Origin of the sequence: Vibrio sp. TRT 21S02 (assembly GCF_050113675.1) — a bacterium.
In the GTDB taxonomy this organism is placed as follows: domain Bacteria; phylum Pseudomonadota; class Gammaproteobacteria; order Enterobacterales; family Vibrionaceae; genus Vibrio.
The window spans coordinates 113,651-136,549 of record NZ_JBNJOI010000003.1 but is presented as its reverse complement, the minus strand read 5'-3'; the positions used below and the strand labels follow the sequence as shown (position 1 = coordinate 136,549).

The window sequence follows — 22,899 nt, the reverse complement described above, 5'->3', positions numbered from 1 at the left end:
GGATAAGTAAGTAACTAGCAAAATTATGACTCCTCCCTCAATGACAAGCCTAATAAAAAAGCATTATGAGAGATTGGTGTCGCTTAATTAAGCACCACTATGTTGCAAGCTTATAGTTGTAAAAACTCGATAATTTGCTGGCGATAACGTTCAAACCCAACAAAGCTATGATCACCACCAGCCTCAACGGTCTGCTTTGAAGCTGAGAACTTTTCAACCGCCTGACGGTAATCAAGAACCTCATCTTCTTCTTGTTGTAGCAACCAAAAATGTTCAGGGGTCTGAATTCGACCCACATCGAGAGCTTTCAATTCATCAATGTGCTTTGGTTGCAATTCATAAGTTTCGTGCGTGTATGGGTTTTGTTGTTCACCAAGGTAGTCAATCAACAACTCGTATGGCTTAACCGCCGGGTTCACTACCACCGCTCGAAAGCCAAATTTATCATTGAGCCAAGTTGAAAGGTATCCTCCCAACGAGCTACCAACTAAACCAATATTAAAGTCATCTTTATATTTCGAGACAATATTCAGTAAACATTGTGCCGCTTCAGCCGGAAAACATTGTAATTGCGGTACAACCACCTTGATATCAGGTCGATGCAGCTCACAATACTCTTTCATTTGATTTGCTTTCACAGACAGAGGAGAGCTGTTAAATCCATGAATATACAAAAGCAGAGAAGGTTTCATAGCGTCATAAGTTTAAGTAAGTGAATATTTTGAAAAGTTAACAAGCTTAGTAACCTGTTGAGTTAAAATCCGGTAAGAACAAGCCATTTGCTAAGCGTTTAACCTCAGTAACAATTGTTCCATCTTCATATAGCTCGATCTCTCGCCAACCCGGCGATTGACGATCCAAAGCAAAGTTTTGAGAGTTAGGCTTAAACTGCACGCAAGTTGATGGCGTAGCCATCACTCTCACGTTGTTGTGCAACTTATCCATATCTTGATGAATATGGCCACATAAAACCGCACGCACATTATTGTACTTTTCAATGATCTGCCAGAAGTTGTCTGCATCTTTTAAGCTGTGCTGATCAAGCCACGCACTACCAACTAATAAAGGATGATGATGTAACAAGACCAAGGTATAACGCTCAGAATATTGCTCTAGTTTCTCATCAAGTAGTTGCAACTGCTGATCGCTTAAACGCCCATGAGGAACACCAGAGACTTGAGAGTCCAACAAAACTACCTGCCAGTGTTCTCCGAGTAACACATGTTCAGATTGCTTAATTTGTGTAGACGGCAGAATCGCTCCCATATTGGGCTTGTAGTCATGGTTTCCCGGTAACCACAAACATGGCTTTTCAAGTGGTTCAATTCCCTTCTCAAAACGTTGATACGATTCCTCACTGTGATCTTGGGATATATCTCCGGTTGCCAACACAACATCAAAAATAGAACCACTTTCCACAATAGCATCAACAACCGCATGAAAACTGTCTTGAGTATTCACACTCAATAAACTCCCGTCATCCGGAGCAAACAGATGGGTATCTGTGATTTGCAACAGCTTAATACTGCTTTTGTCTGTTAAGCTTGACGATAACTTCAAAATATAAAACCTGACTAGATATTTAATGGCGTTCGACTAATTCCGTTTCTTAGGCAAAATGACAACCAATCCCCTAAGAAGCGATTTAGTTGTGCCTTTTCATCTCTTTGGACCATTTGGGTATTTGGGTAGTCATAACGCGCTTTAACTCTTTTCAAATGCTCACTGCTACATACTTCAGCCACTCTCGCATCGTGGTAAAGCCTGACAGACATCTTTGGCAATGGAAACACTGGCACGTCATCGCTTTGACAAATATCGACCAAAGTTGTGTACTTTGTGACTTCGCCCACTTCTATTTGATAAGACATGCTTGCGGCTTGATAACAACGTACATCACCAACACTTGGGCTCGATGGGAGCAAAGCGTTTAATTTTGCATAATTTGTTTCGTACACACGCATCAATTCCGCTAAATCGACGTGATACGTTTTTTTTACTGCTATTTCTGCCATTGTGATTGTAATCGTTGGTAATTTAACTCAAGCCATTGCAAAGCTATTATTGAGGCCCCATTCTCAAATTTCCCTTCAACAACCCATTGATAAGCTTGTTGTCTCGAAATCACTTGAACGCGAATGTCCTCCCCTTCATAGTCTAAACCATGAACGCCATGCGCTTTAGACGCATCCACTTCGCCAATGTAAACCTCTAACTTTTCAGAACACCCACCCGAAGACGGATAATAAGAGGTAATTTTTTCCACCAGCCCTGTACAGATCCCCGCTTCTTCGATGGCCTCACGCCGAACAACATCTTCAGCACTCTCTCCATCATCAATAATGCCTGCAATGATCTCGAGCTGCCATGGGTGTTCATGCTCTAATGCTCCTACCCGAATTTGCTCAATGATCACAACTTGGTCAGTATTAGGATCATAAGGTAGCATTGCTGCAGCATGACCACGCTCAAACATCTCTCTTTCAATCGATGGACTCCATCCCCCTTTAAACAATCGATGCTTAAAACGGTACTTCACCATCTTGAAAAAACCTTTAAACAGTGTCTCTTTTGAGATTATCTCTAAATCTTTACTCGTAAAGCTTGCTTGTGGCTGGTCAGACTGTTGCATTGGGCACCTCTCTGAGTGAATCATATAGTTTACTCAGAGATCACAAAAACCACCAAGGACGTGGCTCAACTTTTTATGTAATTATTATATATTTTGTTAAACGGCGACTCATTTGTAAGGCTTGGCTGAGCCGCTCACTGTAAAATTTTGCAAAGTTCTGAGTGAATTAACACCAAATTGAGTTAAACTCTTTCGAAGTCAATCCTTATCATCTTATTCTGGCAGGAACTTGAATCCATGAAAAAACTGCTTCCTCTATTTATTAGTGCCGCTCTTGGTAGCTTAAGTACATCAGCTTTAGCTGACACACTGGGTGAAGTTTATACTCAGGCGAAAGACAATGATCCGACGCTTCTTAGCGCAGCGGCGCAGCGTGATGCAGCCTTTGAAGCGGTAACTTCTACACGCAGTACCCTTCTTCCTCAAATTAACCTGTCAGCAAGTTACGACTTGAATCGTGGTGAAAGAGAAAGTGTTCCAATGTTTAGCTCTCACAAGCAAAAAACAGATGTCGATACAAACGATATGGAACTTGGGTTAACTTTCTCTCAAGAAATCTATAAGCGTTCTAGTTGGATAGCTCTAGACACTGCGGAAAAACGCGCCCGCCAAGCTGACGCAGCTTATGCTGCCGTGCAACAGTCTTTGATCTTACGTACTGCTCAGGCATATTTTGAAGTACTTAGAGCACAAGATAACCTAGTTTTTGTTCGCGCAGAAAAAGCAGCTGTGGCCCGCCAACTAGAGCAAACTAAGCAACGCTTTGAAGTAGGTCTATCCGCTATCACTGATGTTCATGACGCTCAAGCCCAGTACGATATCGTATTAGCCGATGAAGTCATTGCCAAAAACAAGCTCACTAATAGTTACGAGAGCTTACGTGAAATTACAGGACAAGAGCACTCGGAGCTAAACGCTCTGGATACTAAGCGTTTTTCTGCAAGCAAAACCAAAGAAGCCATTGAAGCATTGGTTGAAGATGCTCAACAGAAAAACCTAACACTCCTAAGTGCTCGCATCAGCCAAGATATTGCTCGTGATAATATCTCACTAGCCAGCTCTGGCCACCTACCATACCTTACTTTAGATGGTGGTTACGGCTACCAAGACACCGATGATCAAAATAGCTCATCAGGTGATATGAATATGACTAAATTCAACGTTGGCTTAAACTTAGTCGTCCCTATTTATAGCGGTGGTAAAACGACTTCATTAACGAAACAGGCAGAATACGAATACGTTGCAGCAAGCCAAGATCTCGAAAAGACATACCGTAGCGTCGTCAAAGACGTTCGTGCGTACAACAATAACATTAGTGCCTCTATCGGTGCACTTCGTGCTTACGAACAAACTGTTGTATCTGCAAGATCTGCGCTCGAAGCAACAGAAGCCGGTTTTGATGTAGGTACACGTACTATCGTTGATGTATTGGACTCAACTCGTCGCCTTTACGATGCAAACAAAAGCCTATCCAATGCCCGTTACGACTATATTTTAAGTGTTCTTCAGCTACGTCAGGCTGTGGGTAGCCTTAACGAGCAAGATATCCTCGATATCGATACTGGTTTAAAAGCGGGTTAAGCCTTCTAATTTCATATCAAACAAAAAAGCTTGCTCCTTATGAGCAAGCTTTTTTATCTCTGCTAGAAACAATATCGATTTAGTGTACTTGTTCAATCGTTATATTTTTCTCAATAAGCCACTGCTCTGCTACAGAGCCATCAAATGAGACCGCAATATCAAGTGGTTGAGCTTCATCGACACTTAACTGCCATGTAAACGCAATCTCCCAACGGTTTTCATTGTGGTTTCTTAGTTCGAGAAGTTCATTATCGACAATCCAAACATCTTCCCCTTGCCGAATGACGACACTTTTAACATCCAACTCTGCAGGTAATAATTGAGGTGATTCTATATATAGCGCGCCATGCAAGACTCTTTTCTGCTCTTCACCAATTATCGGCATATTATCGACCCAAAGGTGGCTATTTAACGTCATGGTCACCCCAGAAACGCTAATTTGATTTTCTTGTTCCCACATGGGTACTGAACTTGTGCACCCCATTAACAAAGCACTGCCGAGAGCAATAGACATCATATTTTTCATTCAATTCACCTTTGAGCTAGCCACTCTTTCAATATTATTATGTCGTTTTGATATTCATTTTTGATTTCTTCAACCCAATCGTTGATATTCTTCCACCATGCCGGGCGATCCGGTGATTGTGCTTTCTGTGCGACACTCTGAATTCGCTTTAAACCAATGGAACCCGCAGCCCCTTTAATTTTGTGGGCTTCGGATACAATCCCTTCTTGGTGTTTAGCCGTCATATTTGAGTCCAATACTTCAATATACTCAGGCATCATATCTTCAAACATCGTGATGCTCTCCAGAACGGGCTTAGCACCAACAATCCCCACATACGACTCCAGCATGTCGATATCCAGCAAACGAGCATACACATCTGAGCGGTCTTCACTTTCTTCAACAAACTCTTGTGTGAGTAATTTGCTTTGATCTTTGGTAGAAAACTTAGTAATAACTTCCTGAATAGCCATAACAGACAAAGGCTTACTGATCGCATCATCCATTCCTTTTTCTAGGTATTCAGTTTTGTTCTTAAGGACATTTGCGGTCAAGGCCACAAGAGGAGGCAATTGTTCATATTGAGCGCGATAATACGCTGCAACATCAAACCCAGTCATATCTGGAAGCTGGATGTCTAAAAGCACTAAATCATACAATTTAGGATCAAACTGAGCTTTCGCTTCCTCGCCTGTCATTGCAACAGACACCGAATGGCCCAAACTTTCAAGCAGTGAACGAGCGACGGTAATGTTTAACTCAATATCTTCTACCATAAAAATATTTAAGCTTGGTTGCTCGGTTACTAAGGTTTGATTAAGCTGAGTAGCTTGAGCTGTTGGAACGCTGATGGTCACAGTAAATGTACTACCAAAGCCTTCTTCACTGCTGACCGTGATATCGCCCTTCATCATTTTTATTAGTTGTTTTGAGACAGCAAGACCAATCCCAGTCCCCACTGCATGTAAGTTATCTTTGCCAGATTTCACTTGATAATACATGGCAAAAATCTTATCTAATTCCGACTCAGGAATGCCAATACCCGTATCTTCCACTTCCATTGTGATATGGGCCATTTCACCTTCGACTTCGGCACTCACAGTCATTACAACGCCCCCATCCTTAGTAAACTTCATAGCATTACTAATTAGGTTCCATAGCACCTGACGCAGGCGAGTTGCATCCACTTCAATTGCACTTGGCAGCGCACTTAACCTTTCAAGATCGAAACGAAGCCCTTTTTGTTCCGCCATTAATGCAGAGATACTCTCCATCTCTGCTACAAACTCCTCAAAGTTCAACGGTTCAGGTAAAAGCTCTAGTTTGCGACGATCAAATTTATCCATATCAATGATATCGTTGAAAATATTACCCAACGTAATTGCACTGACATTAATGGTTTGCATATGCTTGCGCTGTTCAGCGGTCATTTGCGTATCGAGTAACATCCGACTCAAACCTACAATGCCATTGAGTGGCGTACGAAGCTCGTGACTAATCGTAGAAATAAACGTCGTCTTATCTCTACTGGCTTTTTCGAGTGATTCTTCATGGCGTTTGCGTTCTGTAATATCACGACCGAAACCAACCAACCCGAGATGGCGGCCTTCTTTGCTATAGAACGGCACTTTTCGCAGTTCAAAGTAACTTTTACGGCTATCAGGGTACTCAAGCCACTGTTCGTAAGTCAGTGCTTTGTTGTCAGAAAATACGCGTTGATCGGTATCGACGATCTGCTGCGCGACTTCTTTGCTGTAGACATCCCAAGGTGTTAACCCAACTAATTGGCTCTCTTTTTTACCAGTCAATTCTTCCATTGCACGGTTACAACCGGAGAAAACACCATCCGCATTACGGTAGTAAATCAGATCGGGAGAAGCATCGATGAATGATCGTAATAACGCAGTACGTTCAGCGAGCTCCAATTGGGTCCGTTCGCGCTGATAAACCTCATTTTCAAGGTCTTTCATTGCTTCTTCACGTGCTTCTTCTGCTTTTATACGCTCTTCAATTTCTTGATTCAGTTTAGAAATGTTTTGTTGAAGTTTATGGTTTAGTTCTTGATCCCGAGAGCGCATATCTTTGAGCTTTGAGACCAGTTTGGAAAGGCGTTGTCGTGATTCCTCTAATTGATCAACAACAACCGAGAGAAAATAAACAGCCCAGGGAGTAATGATCAAACCAAAAAATACCGAGCGAACAATGTCAATATCGTCAACGTGGCCACTTAGCACCAACGTAATACCGACCTGCACAACAACCGCTAAAGCCACTAGAGCTAAAGCTAATAAAATAGAAAAACGCAGAATACCCAGCTTTACGAGTAAATCTACATAATACTGTGCGAGATTTTTTATCGGTTTCATCAAAAACTCCGTGCGATAACCTAGTAGAAATTCTACCTGTTTTGATCACCACACGTAACCATCCACACTGTCAAGACGCGGCTAATTATCTGATGTGTGATGCACGCAAGTTTGATTTCGCCCATTTGCTTTAGCTTGATAAAGGGCGCTATCAGCAAGGGCAACGATAGATTCCATATTGTCGATAGGCTTAGGTGCATAGCTTACGATACCAATGCTAACCGTCAGTAGGCTCGAAACATCGGAAGCCAAATGCTCTATTGCTAGGTTCTCTATTTCCAAGTGGATTCGCTTAGCCACCAATAATGCACCTTCTGATGTTGTATTGGGCAGCAAAAAGGCGAACTCCTCTCCCCCATAACGAGCAACGCAGTCTGTCGACCGAGACAATACTTTCTTAAAGACATTTGCGACTTTGATAAGCGCATCATCACCTTTCTGGTGTCCGTACCGATCGTTGTATCCTTTGAAGAAGTCGATATCACATAGCATAACCGTCAATGGTGTTTTTTCTCGTACATGCAAATGCCATAGCATCGCCAGTTGCTCATCAAATTTACGTCGATTGGCAATTTGAGTCAGACCGTCGATAAAGCTTAACCTTGCCAGCTCTTGGTTCGCTTCCTCAAGCTTTTGCTCTGCTAGATAGCGCTCTGTTACATCACGAGCCATGATCAATACACCATTAGTGCCCGATGCTGGGTCACGGAAAGGCGACTTCACGACGTCATACCAAACAAAGCCGCCATCACTCGCTTTCACGCGGTCGATATAACGTAACGACTTACCTTCATGCAGCACCTTGCTATCCGTTTCAGACAGACGTTGATACATTTCTCCTGAGACAACATCCCGAAGACGCTTACCAATAAGCTCATTCACATCAGCAATTCCAAGCGCTTTGACAAATGGCTCATTACACGCTTGATAAACTAAGTTCTCATTAAAGATGCCGATAGAATCAGGGCTAGATTCTAGAATATTTTGAAGAATAGTGTCCCTCTGCGCCAAGGCTACTTCGGTATCTTTGCGCTTTTCCATCTCATCACGCAGGTTTTGTTGCATTTGATGCCAGTCAGTCACATCATGACTGATGCCAAGCGTCCCTAGTTTCTCGCCCTCGGCAGACATAAGTATACTTTGATAGGTTTCGAGTAAGCAGCTACGCCCATCCGGAGTTGTTGTCCAGCGCCGATTACTAACACGACCTTTCATGACACCTTTGATTTCAGCGCTCCCTTCTTCTTCTCGTTCACGCCAAAAACGATCAAATGCTCGGTTAGTTGAAATCAACTCACCTTGGTTATTTTTGATATAAATCAGCTCAGAAAGGTTATCGAAAGCACTTTGAGCAATAGATAAAGTCTGTAATTCTTGCTTATTAAATTCTGATGTTTGGCAGGTTTTAATATAGATAAGCCATGCTGGCTTTCCTCTATGCAGTGTCTTTCGGCCAGAAAGCTCAATTCCCAAACTGCTGTTTTCTGTCACCATCCAGTTCTGCATATAACCTGAAAATGACTGACCAGAGAAATTAGCTAATATCGAAGAAAAAAAGCCTTCAGGCACTGAAGCAGGAAGTAGATAAGCCTTACCGACTTGCCTTATTCCCAGTAGCTGCATTGCGTAGCCACTTACCAGAAAAACCTTCCCTGACTCACTATCTACAAGCATCAATGCGGTCGGTGAATCCAGAATAAAACGATTTAATTGTTGTTGATAACGGGCATAAACCCAGATGACAATGAGAGAACATAAGACAAAAAAAGCCACATCAAAACTGTGTGCAACAAAAGATTCCCACACTTTGAATACGAACGACTCCATCAGCTATCTCTTATTGCTCGTTTGACTTGCCTATAAACAGATTACAAAAGATATCAGTTTCTTGCAGTTTAATCTGCTTTTAACTCAGGTTTCTGGTAGACAAATACTTGCTCAGTTAATGAGCCTTGAGCTCCGTCACGATCTAATGCTCGACCAATTTCTGTCATTGCAAGCCAACGATTTTCACACCAAATAGGTGATAGTAGCGTTGGACGACGTGCGGAAGAAGAAACCCTATGAAACACAATATCCGCCGGAGTCATGCGGATCATCTCGCTTGCAATCACAACATACTCTTCAAGTTCAGGCGCATCTAACTTCCCTGCACGCCACGCTTTAGCCATCGTACTGCCTTCAACAATATGTAAACCATGCAGCTTGATACCATCCGTGCCAACCGCTAAGACTTTGCGCAGTGTTTCGATATTGTCATCATGAGTTTCTTTCGGTAAGCCCACGATTAAATGAGTACATACTTTGATTCCTAGAGCACGAGCACGCTTGGTGATCTCGGCGTAGCACTCAAAATCATGACCACGATTGATACGTTTTAATGTTCCGTTATTGGCAGTTTGAAGACCCAGTTCTAACCAGATCTCATAACCTTGCTTCACGTAATCCGATAACAAGTCTAATACGGCATCAGGTACACAATCAGGACGAGTGCCCACACAAAGGCCCACAATATCCGCAGCCTTAAGTGCTTCTTCATACATGTTCTTAAGTACCTGAACTTCTGCGTAGGTACTGGTGTAAGCTTGAAAGTAGGCAAGATATTTCTTCGCTCGATGGATCTCGCCTGCACGATCTTTCAATTGCTCGTTAATACTCTTAACTTGAGCCTCTTCGTCCGCAAAAGAAGCCACATTACAAAAAGTGCATCCGCCACGCCCAATGGTGCCATCTCGGTTTGGGCAACTAAAACCACCATGAAGTGTTAACTTATGGACTTTCTCTCCATAGCGACGTTGTAGATCTTGTCCAAGGGTATTAACTAGCTCATGAAGTTGCATAAAAGCTCACCACGTCAAATAAAAACAAATCTCACTACGATTAATGTAACAAAATTACCAATCTGCAAGAGAAAACCAGTCAATCTACTCCTTTCGCTTGTTCCATGACCTAACAAATATCAATAAACATTCAGAAACCATAAAGAAAAACCATCAATGTTGCGTAATTGTTAATTGCAAATGCATTTTTAGGCGGAAAAAATGGGCAACAAGCACCAGTTTTTGATTGCATTTTGAGCCAACAAAATTGTAGGATACTTACAGATTTTGTTTAAATTTGTGATTTTAATTACACATTTAGCGTATAAAAGTCGGCGATATCCACCCTTCATCAATACAAACCACTAAATAGTGGCACTAATAAAATGGATATCACTAAGGATTGTTTTTCTCACAAAACTTTTCCTGTGAGAGACGGAAAGGACTCAAAGCTGATCAATCCCTGATCAGTTGCGATTCATAACTATAAAGGACAAGACGCGTAACGAACTTCCCGAGCGGCATAGATCTGTCTGGAAAATTGCGTCTACTTGAACTGGAAGGATGTATCTATGGTAGATAGAGAGCAAAGTTCACAAGGTTTATACACTCCTGAATTGGAGCATGACGCTTGTGGTATCGGTTTTGTTGCTCACCTAAAAAACCGTAAATCTCATGAAGTAGTGACTCAAGCATTGGATATGCTTGCCCGTATGGAACACCGAGGTGGTCAAGGTTGTGACCCATGCAGTGGTGATGGTGCGGGTATCTTGCTTCAAAAGCCCCATGAATTTCTGCTAGAAGAAGCCGTAAAACTAGGTATTAAACTGCCTTCGTTTGAAAAGTACGGTGTGGGTGTCGTTCTTTTCCCGAAAGACGAATATAAACGCGAGCAATGCCGTGACATTCTTGAGCGTAATGCACAACGTTTAGATCTTGAGATCATCGGCTACCGCGTTTTGCCAACCGACAACTCAATGATTGGTGCAGACCCACTAAGCACAGAGCCTCAGTTTGAGCATGTGTTTATCTCTGGTGGCCCTGGCATCACACCTGAAGAGCTAGAGCGAAAACTGTACGTACTTCGTAACTACACAGTGCGAGTTTGCCTAGAAAGCGTTTCGAACATTGGTGACGACTTCTACATTAACTCAATGTCTTACAAGACATTGGTGTACAAAGGTCAGTTAACGACCGAGCAAGTACCTCAGTACTTCCTTGATCTGCAAAACCCGACCATGGTGACCGCACTGGCACTGGTACACTCTCGCTTCTCTACCAATACCTTCCCGAAATGGCGTCTTGCACAGCCTTTCCGTTACATTGCCCACAACGGTGAAATCAACACAGTTCGCGGTAACTTGAACTGGATGAAAGCCCGTGAGGCAATCATAGAATCAGACCTGTTTACTCAAGCTGAAATCGACATGCTTCTTCCAATCTGTCAGGAAGGCAGCTCGGATTCATCTAACTTTGACATGGCACTTGAGCTCCTAGTTCTTTCTGGTCGCAGCCTGCCACACGCATTGATGATGATGATCCCGGAAGCATGGCAAGAAAACAAAAACATGGCTCCTAAGCGTCGCGCGTTCTACCAGTACCACGCGAACATCATGGAACCATGGGATGGTCCAGCTTCAGTATGTTTTACTGACGGTGTTCAAGTTGGTGCAACGCTAGACCGTAACGGTCTGCGCCCTTCTCGCTACACAGTGACCAAAGACAACTTCCTAGTGATGGCATCTGAATCTGGTGTTGTGGATATTGAACCAGAGAACGTAGAGTTCCGTGGTCGTCTACAACCAGGCCGTATCTTCGTTGCAGACCTAGAGCAAGGTCGCATCATCTCTGATGAAGAAGTGAAAGACACCATCGCAACAGCGCAGCCTTACGAGAAGTGGGTAGAAGAAAACCTACTGAGCTTGAAGAAGCTACCAGATGCGAGCAACCAGTTCAGCCAACCTTCTCCAGAGCGTTTGCTACATCGTCAACAAGCTTTCGGAGTGAGTACTGAAGAAGTGAACGAAATCATCGTTCCAATGGCGAATGATGCGAAAGAGCCATTATCAGCAATGGGTGCCGACTGGCCTCTTGCGGTTCTATCTCATCAGTCTCAGCATCTTTCAAACTACTTCAAGCAGCTGTTTGCACAGGTAACTAACCCACCGATCGACCCGATCCGTGAGCGTATGGTTATGTCGCTGAACACTTACTTGGGTAAAGACCAAAACCTTCTAACTGAAACACCACTTCACTGTCAGAAAGTAGAATTGGAATCGCCTGTTCTGGCGAACTCAGAGCTTGAAAAACTGCGTGCGATCGATAACGAGCACCTACAAGCGAAGACGCTGGATATCGTATTCCAAGCCAATGAAGATCAAGGCAAGCTTGAGCGTGCACTAAAACGTATCTGCCAATACGCAGAAGACGCAGTTATCGATGGTTACTCAATCATCCTACTAACTGACCGTGCAGTGAACTCAAACCACGCGGCGATCCCAGCAATGCTGGCAGTTGGTGCAGTGCACCACCACTTGATCCGCAAAGGTCTACGTGCGAAGTGTGACATCGTGGTTGAAACTGGTGATGCGCGTGAAACGCACCACTTTGCAACGCTACTTGGTTACGGTGCAAACGCAGTTAACCCATACCTAGTAATTGAAACCATCATTGAGCTTCAACGTACGAAGAAGTTGGATCCAGAAGCGAACCCTCGCGATCTGTTCAACAACTACCGTAAAGCGATCAATGGCGGTCTTCTGAAGATCTTCTCGAAGATGGGTATTTCAACGCTACAGTCATACCACGGCGCGCAAATCTTCGAAGCCTTGGGCATCCACAAATCAGTGGTCGACAAATACTTCACAGGTACAGTTTCTCGTATCCAAGGTCTCACCCTTGATGATATCGCCAAAGAAGTGCTGATCCGTCACCGCATCGGTTACCCACAACGCGAAATCCCAATTCAAATGTTGGATGTTGGCGGTGTTTACCAGTGGAAACAGCGTGGTGAGAAACACCTCTTCAACCCAGAAACCATTTCTCTACTGCAAGAGTCTACGCGCAACAAGAACTACGATCAGTTCAAGCAATACGCGACTGCAGTAGATAAGCAAGGTGACAACGCGGTAACTCTGCGTAGCCAACTTGAGTTCATTAAAAACCCAGCAGGTTCTATCTCTATCGACGAAGTCGAGCCAATTGAAAGCATCGTGAAACGCTTCGCGACCGGTGCAATGTCATTCGGTTCTATTTCTTACGAAGCACACTCCACACTGGCTGTTGCGATGAACCGCCTTGGCGCGAAATCGAACTCTGGTGAAGGTGGTGAAGACCCAATGCGTTTCGAGCGCAAAGACAACGGCGATTGGGAACGCTCTGCGATCAAGCAGGTGGCTTCAGGTCGTTTCGGCGTTACCTCTTACTACCTAACCAACGCTGATGAGCTGCAAATCAAGATGGCTCAAGGTGCGAAACCAGGTGAAGGTGGTCAGCTACCAGGTGATAAAGTAGATGACTGGATCGGTGCAACACGTCACTCAACTCCGGGCGTCGGTCTTATCTCGCCACCGCCACACCACGATATCTACTCAATCGAGGATTTGGCTCAGCTGATCTACGACTTGAAGAACGCGAACCGCGCGGGTCGTGTGAACGTGAAGCTAGTATCGGAAGCAGGCGTAGGTACGATCGCTTCTGGTGTTGCTAAAGCGAAAGCGGACGTTGTACTTATCGCAGGTTTTGACGGCGGTACAGGCGCATCACCAATGTCTTCAATCCGCCATACCGGTCTTCCTTGGGAACTTGGCTTGGCAGAAACGCACCAAACGCTACTGAAGAACGGTCTACGTAACCGTATCGTGGTTCAAGCGGATGGTCAGATGAAGACACCTCGCGACCTTGCAGTGGCAACACTACTTGGTGCAGAAGAATGGGGCGTGGCAACCGCAGCCTTGGTGGTTGAAGGTTGTATCATGATGCGTAAGTGCCATAAGAACACCTGTCCTGTTGGTATCGCAACTCAGAACAAGACGCTTCGTGAGCGCTTTGATGGTCGCGTAGAAGACGTCGTAACCTTCTTCCAATACATGGCACAAGGCCTGCGTGAAATCATGGCTGAACTTGGCTTCCGCACTATCGATGAGATGGTCGGTCAAGGTCAGAAGCTGAAGATTCGCCAAGACGTTTCTCACTGGAAATACAAGAACCTAGATCTGTCTCCTGTTCTACACGTTGAACAGCCACGCGAAGCCGACGGCGTATTCAACCAAGCAGAGCAGAACCACAACCTAGAAGAAGTACTAGACCGTAAGCTGATTCAAGCAGCAATTCCTGCTCTAGAGAAAGGCGAAGCGGTGAATGCCGAATTCCCTATCGTCAACACGGACCGCTCTGCAGGTACCATGTTGTCGAACGAAATATCGAAAGTGTACAAAGATGCAGGTCTACCTCAACCAATGAACGTGAAGTTCAAAGGTTCTGCGGGTCAGTCATTCGGTGCATTCCTAGCTAAGGGCGTGAAGTTCGAAGTGGAAGGCGACGCGAACGACTACTGGGGTAAAGGCTTATCTGGCGGTACGTTGGTACTTTACCCAGACGCAAAATCAAGTATTGTCGCGGAAGACAACATCGTGGTGGGTAACGTGTGTTTCTACGGTGCAACTTCGGGTGAGTCTTTCATTCGCGGTATGGCTGGCGAACGTTTCTGTGTTCGTAACTCAGGCGCGAAAGTCGTAGTAGAAGGCGTCGGTGACCACGGTTGTGAATACATGACTGGCGGTGCTGCCATCATCCTTGGTTCAACAGGTCGTAACTTTGCCGCAGGTATGAGTGGCGGTGTTGCTTACGTATGGGATAAATCAGGCGACTTTGAGTCGAAACTGAACCCAGAGCTAGTAGACCTAGATCCAATCGAGCAAGAAGACAGAGATCTATTACTCGACATGCTAACTAAGCATGTTCAATTCACAGGAAGTGAAGTCGCTCAGTCTTTCCTAGACAACTTTGAAGCTAGCCTAGCCTCTATGGTTAAGGTAATGCCGCGTGACTACAAAGCGGTTCTTCAAAAACGCAAAGCTGAAGCACAGTCTCAAGGAAACGAAACTCAAGCGGAGGCCGTATAATGGGTAAGCCTACTGGATTTTTAGAGCATGGTCGTGAACTACCACAGAAGATCGACCCAGCTGAACGCATCAAGAACAACAAAGAGTTCGTTCTGAACGAGGAGTTTGGTGACAAGATCAATACTCAAGCTTCTCGTTGTATGGATTGTGGTGTGCCGTTTTGTCATAACGGCTGCCCTATCGGTAACATCATCCCAGAGTTTAACGACGCAGTTTATCGTGATAGCTGGGAAGAAGCATGGAACATTCTAAGCTCAACCAATAACTTCCCAGAGTTCACTGGTCGTGTTTGCCCAGCTCCATGTGAAAGTGCTTGTGTCCTTGGTATCAATCAAGATCCAATCACTATCTGTAATATCGAGAAAACCATCGTGGAAACGGCATATCGTGAAGGATACGCCAAACCAAAAACACCACGCTCTCGCACAGGCAAAACCGTTGCGATCATCGGTTCGGGCCCTGCTGGCCTTGCGGCTGCTGAGCAACTAAACAGCGCTGGTCATACTGTGACGGTATTCGAGCGAGACGAGAAAGTAGGCGGTCTGCTACGTTTTGGTATCCCAGATTTCAAACTGGGTATGGACGTGATTGATCGTAAGATCAACCTGATGGCAGAAGCGGGTATTGAATTCAAAGTTAACCAACATGTTGGTGTTGATGTGAATGCTCAGCAGCTGCGTCAAGAATTCGATGTGGTTCTGCTGACTGGTGGTTCAACTGTTCCTCGTGATTTGCCAGTTCCGGGTCGTGAACTAAAAGGCGTTCACTTCGCAATGGAATTCCTAGGTCAAAACAACCGCCGTGCCAACGACATGGATCTTAAGGGTGAAGAACTTCACGCCGCGGGTAAACATGTTGTCGTTATCGGTGGTGGTGATACTGGTTCTGACTGTGTAGGTACATCAAACCGCCACGGTGCAGCAAGCATCACTCAGGTTGAAATTATGCCGATTCCACCAGAGAAACGCCCAGCTAATATGCCATGGCCACAGTACCCGATGATCCTACGTACTTCGACGTCTCATGAAGAAGGCGTTGATCGTCACTGGAACATCCTAACCAAAGAGTTCATTGGCAATGACAAAGGTGAAGTCACGGGCCTTCGTCTAGCTGATATCGTTTGGCAAGATGCAAAACCTGGCGAGCGTCCAAGCTTCAAAGAAGTAGAAGGCAGCGAGCGAGTGATCCCATGTGATATGGCATTTCTAGCGATGGGCTTCCTGCATCCTGAGCCAACAGGCGTACTTGCTCAACTGGATATCGCACTAGACGATCGCGGTAACGTAGCAACTCAAGATTTTGCTACAAACCAAGAAGGTGTATTTGCTGCTGGTGATATGCGAACAGGTCAGTCCCTAGTCGTTCGTTGTATCAATGAAGGCCGTGAATGTGCCCGTGCTATCGATGATTACCTAATGGGTGGCACAAACCTAGAAGCAAAAGCAAATTCATTGATGCTTTCTGCTTAATTGAATATCGCTGAAGGCTGACGAGCCAAGCTCTTTAACCCTCAGTGATAAAATACATAAACATTCCTTCCGAATTTTATCTCTTGGCCAGCACATTGTGCTGGCCTTTTTTTATTTCTCAACCAACTCATGTTACATAAATGTAATCACACAAAAGCTAACCAACTGAATTTAAAATGTAATTACAGCTCATTAAGTGGTAAATCGCATATTGACGTGATTTTCCACCACAAACTTGACGTAATTCATAATAAGCTATACGTTGTGAAGTCGATGAAAAATAAAACGACTAAAATTGTTAATATTTTAAGAAAGCTTTATTGCATAAAAAACCAAGATAAAGCAATTATGACGCATAGTTAGTCATCATTATCAACTTGAGCAGTGTTGGTATATCTGTCGGGATGACAGATAAGCAAAGGGAGAATTGCAATGGCTCTTTATGATCCAAGTCTTGAGAAAGACAACTGTGGATTTGGCTTAATCGCGCACATGGAAGGCGAGCAAAGTCACAAGCTGGTACGTACAGCAATTTCCGCACTTGATCGCATGACCCACCGTGGTGGCATCGCCGCCGATGGTAAAACTGGTGATGGTTGCGGTCTTCTTCTACAAAAGCCCGATTCCTATTTACGCCTTATCGCCGAAGAAAATGGCTTCAACCTTGGCAAGCAATACGCCGTTGGGATGATTTTCTTCAACCAAGCCCCGGTGAAAGCTCAACTCGCCAAGGACATCGTCAACAAAGAACTCGCACAAGAGACGTTAACTGTTGCGGGTTGGCGTGAAGTGCCAACCAATTCAGAAGTACTCGGTCCGATCGCTGCTGATTCACTTCCAGACATTCAGCAAGTCTTTATCTCTGCTCCGGCAGGTTGGCGCGAGCGTGACATTGAGCGTCGCCTCTATATTGCACGCCGTCGCATCGAGAAACAAATTACAGAAGATCCTGACTTCTACATCTGTAGCTTGTCGACACAAGTTTTGGTGTACAAAGGCTTGTGCATGCCTGCGGACTTACCGCGCTTCTATCTTGATCTTGCTGATCTACGCATGGAATCTGCTATCTGCCTGTTCCACCAGCGTTTTTCTACCAATACTCAACCGCGTTGGCCTCTGGCTCAACCGTTCCGTTACCTTGCACATAATGGTGAGATCAACACTATCGAAGGTAACCGACAGTGGGCGCGTGCGCGTGCTTACAAGTTCTCGTCACCACTGCTGCCGGACCTACAAACCGCAGCACCATTTGTGAACGAAACAGGTTCAGATTCTTCCAGCTTGGATAATATGTTGGATCTATTCCTTTCTGGCGGTATGGATATCTTCCGTGCCATGCGCATGCTTGTGCCACCAGCATGGCAGAATCACCCAGACATGGATCCAGATCTGCGAGCGTTTTACGACTTCAACTCCAAGCACATGGAACCATGGGATGGTCCGGCAGGTATCGTATTGTCCGACGGCCGTTACGCTGCCTGTAACCTAGACCGTAATGGTCTACGCCCTGCACGTTATGTGATTACTAAAGACAAATTTATCACCCTGGCATCAGAGGTAGGGATTTGGGATTACGCTCCCGATGAAGTTGCTGAGAAAGGCCGTGTTGGTCCGGGTGAACTGCTGGTTGTCGATACTCGTAAGGGTAAGCTTTGGCAGTCTAGCGAAATCGATAACGATCTGAAATCGCGCCACCCTTACCGCGAATGGATGGAAAACAACGTTCGCAAACTCACCCCTTTTGCTCAGCTACCTGAAGATCAAGTGGGTGAGCGCAGCTTTGATGAAGACTTACTCAAGACTTATCAAAAGCAATTTGCCATGAGCAATGAAGAAGTCGATCAAGTACTGCGTGTTCTTGGTGATATGGGCCAAGAGGCGGTCGGCTCCATGGGTGATGACACCCCAATGGCCGTTCTCTCCTCGAAAGAGCGCTTGGTAACGGATTACTTCCGCCAAAAGTTTGCTCAGGTAACTAACCCGCCAATCGATCCATTGCGTGAAAAACACGTTATGTCACTGGCGACCAGTATTGGTCAGGAGATGAACGTCTTCTGTGAAACCGATGGCCACGCCTACCGAGTGACCTTCGATTCGCCAGTATTACTTTACTCAGACATGCAGCAATTGCTTGAGCTTGGTGACGATCACTACCGTAATACCATTCTCGATATCAACTACGATCCACAACAGAAAGATCTCAAACAAGCCATTGATGACCTGTGTGAACAAGCAGAACAGGTTGTACGTGAAGGCACAGTTCTGGTTGTGCTTTCAGATCGCGCTTTGGTCAAAGGCAAACTACCAATTCCTGCAGCTATGGCAGTAGGTGCGGTTCAAACTCGCTTGATCGATGCGAACTTACGTTGTGATGCCAACATTGTGGTTGAGACCGCAACAGCTCGTGACCCACACCAATTTGCTGTGTTGCTTGGCTTTGGTGCTACAGCGGTTTATCCATACCTTGCTTATGAAGCACTAGGTAAGCTGATTGATGATAAAGCGCTAGAAAAAGACTATCGCGATGTGATGCAAAATTACCAATACGGCATCAATAAAGGTCTATACAAGATCATGTCGAAAATGGGTATTTCTACCATCGCCTCTTACCGTTGCTCACAATTGTTTGAAGCGGTTGGCTTGAGCCAAGAAGTCGTCGACTTATGCTTTAAAGGCGTGACGACTCGTATTGAAGGCGCGAACTTCGACGACTTCCAACAAGATTTGTACAACCTTTCTCGTAAAGCTTGGGCGAAACGTAAAGCTATCGAGCATGGCGGCTTATTGAAATACGTCCACGGTGGTGAATATCACGCCTACAACCCAGACGTGGTTGGCACACTGCAAACTGCGGTTAAATCAGGTGAGAGCAACGATTATCAGAGCTTTGCTAAGCAGGTAAACCTACGCCCTGTTGCGATGCTACGAGACTTAATGTCGCTGAAAAAATCAGACGCACCGCTACCTTTAGAGCAAATTGAGCCTAGCACTGAGCTCTTCAAACGCTTTGATTCTGCGGCAATGTCCATTGGCGCACTTAGCCCAGAAGCACACGAAGCACTTGCAACAGCGATGAACCGCCTTGGTGGTTACTCTAACTCAGGTGAAGGTGGTGAAGATCCACGTCGCTTCGGTACAGAGCGTAACTCGCGTATCAAGCAGATTGCTTCAGGTCGATTTGGTGTTACACCTCACTACCTAACCAATGCTGACGTACTGCAGATCAAGGTGGCACAGGGTGCGAAGCCGGGCGAAGGTGGTCAGTTACCGGGACACAAAGTCACAGCAGAAATCGCAAAACTGCGTTATTCGGTACAGGGGGTGACTCTGATCTCTCCTCCTCCACACCACGATATTTATTCGATTGAAGATTTAGCCCAGCTGATCTTCGACCTAAAACAAGTCAATCCAAATGCACTAGTTTCGGTGAAATTAGTATCTGAACCAGGCGTCGGCACCATCGCAACAGGTGTCGCGAAAGCTTACGCAGATCTCATTACCATTTCGGGTTACGACGGCGGTACCGCAGCAAGCCCTTTAACTTCAGTGAAATACGCAGGTAGCCCTTGGGAGTTGGGATTGGCAGAGACACAACAAGCACTGGTTGCTAATGGTCTGCGCCACAAGATCCGACTACAAGTAGATGGTGGTCTAAAAACTGGTCTAGACGTGGTGAAAGCGGCGATTCTCGGTGCAGAAAGCTTCGGTTTTGGTACTGCGCCAATGGTGGCAATGGGTTGTAAGTTCCTACGTATTTGTCACCTCAACAACTGTGCTACTGGAGTCGCGACTCAAGACGAAACGCTGCGTAAAGAGTACTTCAAAGGTCTACCGGAAATGGTGATGAACTACTTCATCGGTCTGGCGGACGAAGTGCGCGGATTGCTCGCTGAACTTGGTGTTGAAAAACTGACTGACTTGATTGGTCGCACGGATTTGTTGGAAACCGTTGAAGGCCTGACAGCAAAACAAACCAAGCTGGATTTGTCGAATATCCTCGAGGCACCAGTCTCTCCAGAAGGACACCCTCTTTACTGGACACAACCAAATACACCATTTGATAAAGCAGAGCTAAACAACAAGATCATCGAAGACGCACTACAAGCGGTTGAAAAACGTCAATCTGCTAGCTTCTTCTACAACGTGATCAACACCGACCGTTCTGTGGGTGCTCGCCTATCAGGTGAAATCGCTCAGCGTTACGGCAACCAAGGCATGGCAGCGACGCCAATCAAACTGCATTTAGATGGTACTGCTGGTCAGTCATTTGGCGTTTGGAACGCGGGTGGCGTAGAGCTTTACCTCACTGGTGATGCCAACGACTACGTAGGTAAAGGCATGGCTGGCGGTAAGGTGGTTATCAAACCTCACCTTGGCACTGCATTTAAGTGTAATGAAGCGACCATCATTGGTAACACCTGTCTGTACGGCGCGACCGGCGGAAAACTGTTTGCGGCAGGTAAAGCAGGTGAGCGTTTCGGCGTACGTAACTCAGGTACGATTGCCGTTATTGAAGGCGCTGGCGATAACGCTTGTGAGTACATGACCGGCGGTATTGTTGCCATTCTTGGCGCAACAGGCGTGAACTTTGGCGCAGGCATGACTGGCGGTTTTGCTTATGTATTGGATGAGAACCAAGACTTCCAAGGTCGCGTGAACAACGAGTCTGTTGAAGCGATTTCTCTATCGGATCTCTACATCCACCAAGAGCACTTACGTGGTCTGATTGCCGAACACCTTGAAGAAACCGGCTCTAGCCACGCAGAAGATATCTTGGCGAACTTTGATGAATGGATTCCAAAGTTCTACTTGGTGAAACCACAAGCGGCGGACTTACGCACGCTACTTGGTCACCAGAGTCGCAGTGCCGCAGAACTGCGCGTTCAAGCCCAGTAATCATGGAGGATGTTTGAATCATGAGTCAGAACGTTTATCAATTTATCGATGTTCAACGCGTAGATCCTGCGAAGAAGCCTATCAAAGTTCGTAAGATCGAATTCGTTGAAATCTATGAACCATTTACCAAGCAACAAGCGACTGCGCAGGCGGATCGCTGCTTGGATTGTGGTAACCCATATTGTGAATGGAAGTGCCCAGTACACAACTACATCCCACAATGGCTAAAGCTTGCCAATGAAGGTCGTATCCTCGAAGCCGTAGAGCTATCGCACCAAACTAACAGCTTGCCTGAAGTTTGTGGCCGAGTGTGTCCGCAAGATCGTCTATGTGAGGGCTCTTGTACTCTCAATGAGGACTTTGGCGCCGTCACTATAGGTAACGTTGAAAAATACATTACCGACAAAGCCTTCGAAATGGGCTGGAAGCCTGACATGTCTAAGGTGGAGTGGACCGATAAAAAGGTTGCCATCATTGGTGCAGGTCCAGCAGGCTTGGCTGCTGCCGATATCCTAGTGCGCAATGGCGTGAAACCTGTCGTATTTGACCGCTACCCTGAAATTGGAGGCTTACTGACCTTCGGTATCCCTTCGTTCAAGCTTGAAAAAGGCGTGATGGAAAACCGCCGCCGCGTCTTCACCGAAATGGGCGTAGAGTTTCAGATGAATGTCGAAGTAGGTAAAGATGTGCAGATGCAAGAGCTGCTTGATGAGTACGATGCCGTCTTTTTGGGGGTTGGTACTTACAAGTACATGCGTGCGGGACTAGAAAATGAAGGTGCGCCGGGTGTTTACGACGCTCTGCCATTCTTGATTTCAAATACTTACAAGGTCATGGGCTTGGAACACGACCAACCTTTTATCGACATGGCAAAGCAGCGCGTAGTTGTACTCGGCGGTGGTGATACCGCGATGGACTGTGTTCGTACCTCTATTCGCCAAGGCGCGTCAAACGTGGTATGTGCTTACCGTCGTGATGAAGCTAATATGCCCGGCTCTCGCCGCGAGGTGAAAAACGCCAAAGAAGAAGGCGTGAAGTTTATGTTCAACCTTCAGCCTTTAGGAATTGAAGTCGATGCGTCAGGTAAGGTCTCGGGTGTCAAAGTGGTGAAAACCGCTCTTGGTGAGCCTGATGAAGCGGGTCGTCGCCGTCCAGAGCCCGTCGAAGGCAGCGAACACGTTCTACCGGCAGACGTCGTGATCATGGCGTTTGGTTTCCAGCCACACAAAATGGACTGGTTAGCTCCGTTTGATGTCGATTTAGATCAATGGGGTCGTATCAAAGCCCCTGCGAAACAAGAGTTCCAATTCCAGACCAGCAATGAAAAGATCTTCGCGGGTGGCGATGCGGTGCGAGGCTCTGATCTAGTCGTCACTGCAATTGATGAAGGACGAAAAGCGGCAGAAGGCATTCTCGATTACCTCGAAGTTTAATCACAGCTAACATCACAAAAAGGATCCTATTATTGGATCCTTTTTCTTTTGTATCCATATAATTAGAAGCAAAAT

Annotated in this window: 13 protein-coding genes; 5 read left to right on the top strand and 8 right to left on the bottom strand. The window is 45.6% G+C overall.

What is annotated here, in order from left to right; translation table 11 throughout:
- Positions 1-110: 110 nt before the first annotated feature.
- The 4 genes from yqiA to nudF are packed head-to-tail and all read right to left on the bottom strand — an operon-like array spanning position 111 to position 2,632.
- A complete protein-coding gene (yqiA, locus tag ACQEXU_RS04720) occupies positions 111-692 on the bottom strand; it encodes an esterase YqiA (protein WP_427009884.1) in 582 nt (193 codons plus the stop codon).
- Between the two features lie 46 nt (positions 693-738).
- Entirely contained in the window at positions 739-1,560 is an 822-nt protein-coding gene (gene cpdA / locus ACQEXU_RS04715; RefSeq protein WP_427009883.1) for a 3',5'-cyclic-AMP phosphodiesterase, read from the bottom strand.
- 14 nt (positions 1,561-1,574) lie between these two features.
- Positions 1,575-2,015 (bottom strand): DUF1249 family protein, encoded by a 441-nt coding sequence (locus ACQEXU_RS04710; RefSeq protein ID WP_427009882.1) that lies wholly within the window; start codon positions 2,013-2,015, stop codon positions 1,575-1,577.
- Positions 2,003-2,632, bottom strand: coding sequence for an ADP-ribose diphosphatase (nudF, locus tag ACQEXU_RS04705; RefSeq protein ID WP_427009881.1), 630 nt, complete (start codon positions 2,630-2,632; stop codon positions 2,003-2,005). The genes ACQEXU_RS04710 and nudF overlap by 13 nt, the downstream gene beginning before the upstream one ends.
- 237 nt (positions 2,633-2,869) lie before the next feature.
- Here nudF and tolC point away from each other — a divergent pair, with 237 nt between their 5' ends.
- A complete protein-coding gene (gene tolC / locus ACQEXU_RS04700; protein WP_427009880.1) occupies positions 2,870-4,213 on the top strand; it encodes an outer membrane channel protein TolC in 1,344 nt (447 codons plus the stop codon).
- A 79-nt stretch (positions 4,214-4,292) separates the two neighbouring features.
- On the opposite strand, the gene ACQEXU_RS04695 is transcribed toward tolC, so the two are convergent.
- From ACQEXU_RS04695 to ACQEXU_RS04680, 4 genes are all read right to left on the bottom strand, one after another.
- Positions 4,293-4,739: a hypothetical protein gene (locus tag ACQEXU_RS04695; protein ID WP_427009879.1), complete on the bottom strand. Its 447-nt coding sequence runs from the start codon at positions 4,737-4,739 to the stop codon at positions 4,293-4,295.
- 5 nt (positions 4,740-4,744) lie between these two features.
- Positions 4,745-7,084 carry an aerobic respiration two-component sensor histidine kinase ArcB gene (gene arcB, locus ACQEXU_RS04690; protein WP_427009878.1) on the bottom strand — a complete coding sequence of 780 codons (2,340 nt, stop codon included), beginning with the start codon at positions 7,082-7,084 and terminating at the stop codon, positions 4,745-4,747.
- Positions 7,085-7,165: 81 nt separating this feature from the next.
- Complete coding sequence (locus tag ACQEXU_RS04685; protein WP_427009877.1) at positions 7,166-8,911, bottom strand: diguanylate cyclase domain-containing protein; 1,746 nt, start codon at positions 8,909-8,911, stop codon at positions 7,166-7,168.
- A 68-nt stretch (positions 8,912-8,979) separates the two neighbouring features.
- Complete coding sequence (locus tag ACQEXU_RS04680) at positions 8,980-9,924, bottom strand: TIGR01212 family radical SAM protein (RefSeq protein ID WP_427009876.1); 945 nt, start codon at positions 9,922-9,924, stop codon at positions 8,980-8,982.
- A 551-nt stretch (positions 9,925-10,475) separates the two neighbouring features.
- Between ACQEXU_RS04680 and gltB (ACQEXU_RS04675) the strand changes: the two genes are divergently transcribed.
- The 4 genes from gltB (ACQEXU_RS04675) (at position 10,476) to ACQEXU_RS04660 (ending at position 22,824) form a co-directional block, all read left to right on the top strand.
- Positions 10,476-15,026: a glutamate synthase large subunit gene (gltB, locus tag ACQEXU_RS04675; protein ID WP_427009875.1), complete on the top strand. Its 4,551-nt coding sequence runs from the start codon at positions 10,476-10,478 to the stop codon at positions 15,024-15,026.
- Positions 15,026-16,495: a glutamate synthase subunit beta gene (locus ACQEXU_RS04670; RefSeq protein WP_427009874.1), complete on the top strand. Its 1,470-nt coding sequence runs from the start codon at positions 15,026-15,028 to the stop codon at positions 16,493-16,495. Before gltB (ACQEXU_RS04675) ends, ACQEXU_RS04670 begins: the two co-directional genes overlap by 1 nt.
- 432 nt (positions 16,496-16,927) lie before the next feature.
- Positions 16,928-21,391: a glutamate synthase large subunit gene (gene gltB, locus ACQEXU_RS04665; protein WP_427009873.1), complete on the top strand. Its 4,464-nt coding sequence runs from the start codon at positions 16,928-16,930 to the stop codon at positions 21,389-21,391.
- Positions 21,392-21,411: 20 nt separating this feature from the next.
- Complete coding sequence (locus ACQEXU_RS04660) at positions 21,412-22,824, top strand: FAD-dependent oxidoreductase (RefSeq protein WP_009697616.1); 1,413 nt, start codon at positions 21,412-21,414, stop codon at positions 22,822-22,824.
- Positions 22,825-22,899: the final 75 nt, after the last annotated feature.

Coding starts and splice junctions, on each gene's coding strand:
- yqiA (WP_427009884.1), bottom strand. CDS start 692: ATGAAACCTTCTCTGCTTTTGTATATTCATGGATTTAACAGCTCTCCT.
- ACQEXU_RS04710 (WP_427009882.1), bottom strand. CDS start 2,015: ATGGCAGAAATAGCAGTAAAAAAAACGTATCACGTCGATTTAGCGGAA.
- nudF (WP_427009881.1), bottom strand. CDS start 2,632: ATGCAACAGTCTGACCAGCCACAAGCAAGCTTTACGAGTAAAGATTTA.
- tolC (WP_427009880.1), top strand. CDS start 2,870: ATGAAAAAACTGCTTCCTCTATTTATTAGTGCCGCTCTTGGTAGCTTA.
- ACQEXU_RS04695 (WP_427009879.1), bottom strand. CDS start 4,739: ATGAAAAATATGATGTCTATTGCTCTCGGCAGTGCTTTGTTAATGGGG.
- arcB (WP_427009878.1), bottom strand. CDS start 7,084: ATGAAACCGATAAAAAATCTCGCACAGTATTATGTAGATTTACTCGTA.
- ACQEXU_RS04685 (WP_427009877.1), bottom strand. CDS start 8,911: ATGGAGTCGTTCGTATTCAAAGTGTGGGAATCTTTTGTTGCACACAGT.
- ACQEXU_RS04680 (WP_427009876.1), bottom strand. CDS start 9,924: ATGCAACTTCATGAGCTAGTTAATACCCTTGGACAAGATCTACAACGT.
- gltB (WP_427009875.1), top strand. CDS start 10,476: ATGGTAGATAGAGAGCAAAGTTCACAAGGTTTATACACTCCTGAATTG.
- ACQEXU_RS04670 (WP_427009874.1), top strand. CDS start 15,026: ATGGGTAAGCCTACTGGATTTTTAGAGCATGGTCGTGAACTACCACAG.
- gltB (WP_427009873.1), top strand. CDS start 16,928: ATGGCTCTTTATGATCCAAGTCTTGAGAAAGACAACTGTGGATTTGGC.
- ACQEXU_RS04660 (WP_009697616.1), top strand. CDS start 21,412: ATGAGTCAGAACGTTTATCAATTTATCGATGTTCAACGCGTAGATCCT.